The sequence below is a fragment of the Sphingosinicella soli genome (assembly GCF_014199685.1).
GTDB classification, from domain to species: Bacteria; Pseudomonadota; Alphaproteobacteria; order Sphingomonadales; family Sphingomonadaceae; genus Sphingosinicella; species Sphingosinicella soli.
In genome coordinates, this window is record NZ_JACHNZ010000028.1 from 47,606 (window position 1) to 54,325 (window position 6,720).

A 6,720-nucleotide genomic window follows, 5' to 3' on the forward strand; every position below is an offset into this window, starting at 1 on the left:
CTAGGATCGCACCCGCCCGGCGCGCGCGCGATTGAACGCCCGGTCTTTCGACAAGAAGTGGGTCAACATCTGAGGAATGAGTTCAGTGATGGGTTCATCAACGCCGTAGGCATTTTGATACACCGCCGCATAATCCTCCAACGTCTGCCGCAGCTCGGGCGTGATGACGATCGTGATCTTAACAGGTGTCCGATCCGGCAGTTTCGGTAGCGCAAGATCAGCCATGAACACCTCCCGGCTTCCATTCTCGCAATATCAGATCCTTGTGAAGAACCACACGGAGCGGCCAGCCCGGCCGCACACGCAAGGTCGGCTGCACGTCGAGGCTCTGCCGGACAAGCTCGTCCCCTGCCCGGCTTCCCGCCTGCTGCGTGGAGTCACGGATCGCGCGGACAAGGTCGCTTTCGCTGCTGCCCCAGCCGAGTTCCGTTCCGACCCCGAGCAGCGTCGAAAGCGCGACACCCTTCAGCAGCTGCCACGTATGTCGGTCGATCCGATCCGACAGCCCGGCATAGCCCTCGGTATCCGTGCCCGGCACGTTGTCGATCCGGATCGAGGCCCCGTCCGGCAGGATGATGCGCTGCCATACGACGAGCGCGCGGCTCTGCCCGAACGCAACGACACTGTCGTAGCTGCCGATGAGCCTCGATCCCTGCGGGATGAGCAAGGTCCGCCCGGTCACGCTGTCGTAAACATTCTCGGTGACCTGCGCCGTCACAAAACCGGGGAGGTCAGAGTTCAGGCCGGTGATCAGGCTCGCCGATATGATGCTGCCGGCATGGAGCGTCCAGGGCGAGACGGGCTGTACCAACGTGTGCGGGTTGATGTCGTCGCCATTGTCCGCGCGCCCGACAAGGGCGTTCTTGCGCTGCTGACCGCTCGGATCGCGAGCAGTATCCGGCGCCAGGCTATTATCCTCCGGAGCCCCTCCGCCGCCGTCCCCAGCCGCTACCGCCAGGCTGGGCATAGTCGCATTGAGCGTAGCTGAGCGCCCCGTCTGCAGCATGACGCTCGAAATGCGTGCCGCGCGTTCCTCGGCCTCCAGGCGCTGACGCTCGGCCTCAGCCTTCTGCGCGGCGGCTCTTGCTGCCTCATCGGTCATTTCCGGAGATGTCATTCCCAGTTCACGCCGCCGATTAAGAATGGGCCTCCCAAGGTCACCGGGCAACGGCTCGCCAAGTTCCGGCACATCGGCGTAGCTTGTGGGCGCACCCGCGAGCGCATCGACAGGTGCCTTTGCGACACGTTCCGGCCACTCACGCTCCGAGGAGAACTCGAGCGACGACGGTTTGAGCGCAAACCAGGCCACACCAACGATAGCCGTTGAACCGACAGCGGCCACGGCGATGACCACGCCGCGCCGAAACCGGGTCACACGCACTGGACGTGCGCGTAGGGCCAAAGCCTCGGGATCAGCCTTCGGCGGAGCGGACCTGGTTGGAGCGGCCTTGGTTGGAGCGGCCTCGGCGGGAGCAGCCTTTGTATTGTCACCTTCGGTCACGACGCCCTCCGGTCTTTACGTCGCCCGGATTCGGTGCGCGTGATGCGCACGATCTGCTGCGTCTTCTCGCCCAGACGGAGTTCGGCGGCGCCGAAGAGCCGATCGACGATATAATAAAGGCCGGAGACGCGGTAGTTGACGAGCTGCGCATCGCCGTCTGGACCAAGCACGAACAGCGGCGGCGCCTCGCCGACGGCAATATCGGGTGAAAACGCGACAAAGGTTTGCCGCCCATCGTCGAACGCGCGGAGCGGCCGCCATGCCGGGTTGTCGCCGGTAATGACATAATCGAAATTGAGGTGTTCGACCGCAATGCCTGCAGCCGCGGGCTTTGCCGCTTCCGTCTGCTCCTGCCTGCGCTTGATCGCGAGCAGCGCATCGGCAGGATACGTCCAGCTGATCGCCGCCATGCTTGTCGCGGCGGTGCTCGCGAGTTGCAGACGGTAGACGCGGCGGTCGGTGGTGATGACGAGATTGGTGGAAAGCCCTGCGCTGAACGGCTTCACAAGGATGTGCGCGCGCTTCGCCTCGCCGTTTCCGCTCGTGGTGTCGCCCACGGTCCAGCGCACGGTGTCGCCGGCGGCAACGGACGTGATGGTTTCTCCCGGCTGCAACGCGATGTCGGTGACGCGCTCGGGCGCGGCATAGAGTCGGTAGAGCGCGCCTTCGCTATAGGGATAGACTTGCACGGCATCGACGTAACCGGCGCGCGAGGGTTCACGGAGTGCCGCCGCGTTCGCCGCCTTGACGTGGGCAGCAGGTTCGGCGGCGACAGGTCCGGCGAGCACCATAAGGCTCGCCGACGCAATGAACGTACGGATCATCGGGCACTCCTTTCATCGAGCATGTCATGGTCTGCGGAGACCGCCGGATGCGTTGCGGTCGGGCGTGCTTCGCGAAGATCCCCGGCGTCGAGTTCGCGGCTCCAGTCGATTGCCTCGACGTAGAGACCGAGAGGATTCTTGCGCAACACCTCGGCGGAGCGGGGCGTTTGGATCCTGACTGTGACCATCGCCGTCCACTGCGAGGTGCCGGCAAGGCTGCCCCTCTCATATTCGCTCTCGGTCCAGTTGACGCGGAAGCTGTCGTCTGACGCGCGGACGATGCTCGTCACCTGCACCGACACGGTGCGGCGTCCGACCTCGGCGAACGGACTTGCGTCGCGGGCGTATTCGCCAAGGAAGCGCACCGCGCGCTCGCCTGCGAAGTCATAGGCCGAGAGCCAATTTTCGCGCATCAGCACCGAGTCGAGTGACCGGCTGCGGACATTGCTGATGAAACGCCCGAGGTGCCAGGCGATCTGGGGATCGGTGGGATCGAAGTCGGCCGCCGCAGGCGCGACGCTGCGCGCCTCGCCGACCCGGTCGACCTCGACCACGTAGGGAACGATACGGCTCTGCAGCGATTGCCAGACGAGCGCGGCGGACAGGCCTGCGGTGAGAAATAGTCCGCCGAACGCCATCCATCGCCAGCTGCGCGCCTGGACACGCGCGGCACCGATCCGGTCGTCCCAGAGTTGTCCCGCCCTCTGGTACGGCGTCTCCGGCTCGGGTGTCTTGCCGTAACGCTGAACAGCACGTCTGAATCGCATGGCTCAGTCCCTTTCCTTGATGTCCGGCGTGATCCCGCCGCCGCCGCGGTCGCCATCTCGGATCGCGTGGATCGCCATCTGACGCCGGTGGCGGGCGGACTGCGCGCTCTGAAGCTTCTGCGCCCAGGCGGGCATGGGCTCGGCGGATTGAGAGTTTGCCGGCGGACGCGATAGGCCCGCGCCGGCTTGCCATGCCGCCGTTCTGCCCTCCGCCACTGCGGACCTGAGGCCGAGCGCATTGTCGGCGCCTTGGAGTGCCCCACCTTTGAGCGCCGTGCCGACACCGCCGAGACCCGCGCGAACGGTACTTGCGCCAGACGTTTCCTGGCCGAGCCTGTAGGAAGCGTGCGCCGCTGCGCCCATGGACGTACCCGCACGGACAGCGCCGAGACCGGCGCTCGCCACGCCGCGCGCGCCCGCGACAGCGCCCGCGCCGCCCGCAGCAAGACCGCCGGCGGCAAGCGCCGTCGTCGTGATCGCTGAACCCGCACCAAGCTGTGGGGCGCCTGCAACAAGCCCTGACGCGATGCCCGGACCGAAGATCGCGAGACCGAACATCGCAAGGCTTGCGAGCATCAGCGACATCGCCTGTTCGATATTGACGGTATCGCCGGTGAGCGCGCCCGTGAAATCCGCAAAATAGCCCGAACCGATGCCGACAATGACGGCGAGCACCATCACCTTGACGCCCGAACTCACGACATGGCCGAGCACGCGCTCGGCGAGGAACGCCGTCCGGGTCCAGAGCGCGAAGGGCACGAGGATGAACCCCGCAAGGCTGGTCAGCTTGAACTCGAGGATGGTGACGAAGAGCTGGATTGCGAGGATGAAGAAGGCGGCGATGACGATGATCCAGGCGATCATCAGCACCGCGATTTCGACGAAGTTCTCGAAGAACGCGACCGGCCCGACGAGGTCTGCGGCCTGCGCAAGCAGCGGCGCCGCCGCCTCGAAGCCCGTGCCGGCAAGATGCCCGGGGTGCAGCAGGTCGTCCGGAGTGATCGTGCCGCCGCCTGCGGTAAGGCCGAGGCCGGCGAACGAATGAAAGATGATGTCCGAGAGCACGGAGAAACTGTTGATGATGAGCGCGAAGACACCGATGTAGAGGATCTTGCCAAGAAATTTTCCGATGACATTGTCTTCGCCGCCCAGAGCCCAGAAGAGGCCGGCAAGCGTGATGTCGATGCCGATGAGGATTGAGGTCAGGAACCCGACATCTCCGCCGAGCAGCCCGAAGCCGCTGTCGATGTAGGCGATGAACGCCTCCAGGAACCCATCAATGACGCTTAGATCATCCACGTTTGCACATCTCCTGATGGTGCCGCGGGGCCGGCAGCGGTGACAGCCGGCACATCTGCCGAGCCCCGCGACGGGACCAGGGCGGGCCGGGGGAGCTTGGGGGAAGCAGCCCTGCCCTCGTCCCAAACTCAATCGCGCGTGTACGCCTTGCCGTCGCCGAGGAAACGGCGCGTGGATTCGCGCGCTTCGCGCGCGATCTGCCCGGCGCGCGCCTTCTCGATCGCCTGGCTGCGATACTCGGCGGCCATCATCTGCTGGATCTGCAATTGCTGCTTGGCGCCAAGCGCGAGAAGCTGGTTGGTCGCCTGGGCGACCTGCAGCGCGCCTTCCGCGTCCTGGCTTTTCCCGGCGATCTCGCCGAGCACTTCTGCGTCACGCTTTACAGTGAGGACGATGCGGTTCTGAAGATCCATTGTCTGCCGGAACGCCGCCATGGCGCTGTCCAGCTGGTCGCGCGCACGGACGATGCGCTGGTCGCGGCTGAACACACTGTCGAAGCTGTCAGGGAACAGCTCCCGGTAGCGCTCATCGAGGCTATCGATTTGAAAGTCGATTCCCTTCGCCTCGCCCATCAGCCCGTCGATATCGGCGAGCCGCTCACGAAGTGCATCCAGCTGCGGGAAATCGATCCGCGAGAGGTTCTTGCCCTGGTTCAGAAGCATCTTCGCTTCGTTCTGCAGCGACAGGATCTGGTTGTTGATCTGGCTGAGCGTGCGCGCCGCGATCAGCAGATTCTGCGCATAGTTGGTGCTGTCGAAGACCGGGATCGCATAGGCCGGCGCGACCGCGACCACAGCCCCAACAATTGTTGCTGCGACGAACGACGCGGACAAAGCGGCACGAACAATGGTTGTTCTCATGAGGGACTCCTTCGGCTTTCTGTTTCAGTGAATTCAGCGAGCAGGTCGGCTGCCCAATCGAGGCCTGACGCGCGCAGGAAATGCTTGGCAAAATCGCGCCCTCCGTATTCGGCCAGCACCGCGTCGATGCGTGCCTGGCTTTCAGGATCGGACGCCCCGCAAAGCGCGAGTGCGATCGGCCCCAGGGCGAGCTCGAACAGCCTGTGCCCGCGCGCCGATTGCAGATAATATTGCCGCTTGGGCACCGCGCGGCTGACGAGCTCGATCTGGCGCGCGTTGAGTCCGAAGCGGGCGTAAGCTGCCTGGGATTGCGGTTCGATCGCGCGGTCGTTGGGAAGCAGGATACGCTGCGGGCAGCTCTCGATGATCGCAGGCGCGATGGTCGAGTCCGCAATGTCCGCGAGGCTCTGCGTCGCAAACACGACGCTGACATTTTTCTTCCTGAGCACTTTCAGCCATTCGCGGATGCGCGCGGCAAACAGCGGGTGATCGAGGAAGATCCAGGCCTCATCAAGAATGAGAAGCGTCGGCCTGCCCGTGAATCGTTCCTCCAGGCGGTGAAAGAGATAGGTGAGGACCGGCGCAACCACGCCTGCCTGCCCCATCAGGGCTTCTGTCTCGAAACACTGCACATCGGCGACGCGCAAATCGTCCTCGGCGGCATCGAGCAGGCGTCCGAACGGCCCTTCGAGCGTGTAGGGAGCCAGTGCCGATCGCAGCTGTACAAACTGCAGCAGCAGCGAGAGGCCGGTGAGCGTCCGCTCTTCGATCGGGGCGGTCGCGAGATTGCTGAGCGCCGACCAGACGGCTTCCTTGACCTCCGGCGTGACCAGTACCTTTTCGTGCGCGAGCAGCGCGCCGATCCATTCCGCCGCCCATACCCGCTCGCCGGTCCGGTCGATGCGGCGCAAAGGCTGGAAGGTGACGGCGCCGCCGCCTTCGTTGTGCTCGCTCCCTCCGCCCAGCCCGAGCGCGTGATACGCGCCTCCACACGCGAGCACGGCGGCGCGCGCGGAATATCCCTTGTCGAAGATATAGATCTGCGCTTTCCGGTTAGCGGCGGAACTGCAGTGCCAGCAGCGCAAGCAGAACCGACTTTCCCGCGCCCGTCGGACCGACGACGAGCATGTGGCCGACGTCGCCGACATGGGTGGAGAGCCGGAACGGTGTCGACCCGCTGGTCTCGGCATAGAGCAAAGGCGGGCCGTCCAGATGCGCGTTGCGCGCCGGTCCCGCCCACACCGACGACAGCGGCATCAGATGCGCGAGGTTGAGCGTATGAACGAGGGGTTGCCGGACATTGGCGTAAACCTGCCCCGGGAGCGATCCGAGCCAGGCTTCCACGGCATTGACGTCCTCGCGAATGCAGGTGAAGCCTATGTGTTTAGTCCCTCGTTTTGATGGTGCGGTTCTCTGATAAACCGTTTTGGCTGCTCGGACCATATTTTGCAGACATATTCATATGGGGT

Annotated in this window: 6 protein-coding genes and 1 pseudogene; all 7 read right to left on the reverse strand. The window is 64.7% G+C overall.

The annotated features are described in order from the left end of the window. Positions 1–225, reverse strand: a complete 225-nt coding sequence (locus tag GGQ98_RS12355; RefSeq protein ID WP_184069943.1) for a DUF2274 domain-containing protein — start codon at positions 223–225, stop codon at positions 1–3. Next, the gene (locus tag GGQ98_RS12360) at positions 218–1,102 is read right to left on the reverse strand and encodes a TraB/TrbI/VirB10 family type IV secretion system protein (RefSeq protein WP_341534206.1); all 885 of its coding nucleotides are present in this window, start codon (positions 1,100–1,102) and stop codon (positions 218–220) included. Before GGQ98_RS12360 ends, GGQ98_RS12355 begins: the two co-directional genes overlap by 8 nt. Positions 1,103–1,497: 395 nt before the next feature. Further along, on the reverse strand, positions 1,498–2,325 hold the full coding sequence (trbG, locus tag GGQ98_RS12365; protein ID WP_184069947.1) for a P-type conjugative transfer protein TrbG: 828 nt from the start codon (positions 2,323–2,325) through the stop codon (positions 1,498–1,500). After that, complete coding sequence (gene trbF, locus GGQ98_RS12370; protein WP_184069950.1) at positions 2,322–3,092, reverse strand: conjugal transfer protein TrbF; 771 nt, start codon at positions 3,090–3,092, stop codon at positions 2,322–2,324. The genes trbG and trbF overlap by 4 nt, the downstream gene beginning before the upstream one ends. Positions 3,093–3,095: 3 nt before the next feature. Beyond that, positions 3,096–4,391 carry a P-type conjugative transfer protein TrbL gene (gene trbL, locus GGQ98_RS12375; protein ID WP_184069952.1) on the reverse strand — a complete coding sequence of 432 codons (1,296 nt, stop codon included), beginning with the start codon at positions 4,389–4,391 and terminating at the stop codon, positions 3,096–3,098. Between the two features lie 128 nt (positions 4,392–4,519). Continuing rightward, entirely contained in the window at positions 4,520–5,251 is a 732-nt protein-coding gene (gene trbJ / locus GGQ98_RS12380) for a P-type conjugative transfer protein TrbJ (RefSeq protein WP_184069954.1), read from the reverse strand. Beyond that, positions 5,248–6,631, reverse strand: a pseudogene (locus GGQ98_RS12385) (TraG/VirB4 family ATPase); the annotation flags it as partial. The pseudogene GGQ98_RS12385 and the gene trbJ, both read right to left, overlap by 4 nt. Positions 6,632–6,720 lie beyond the last annotated feature (89 nt).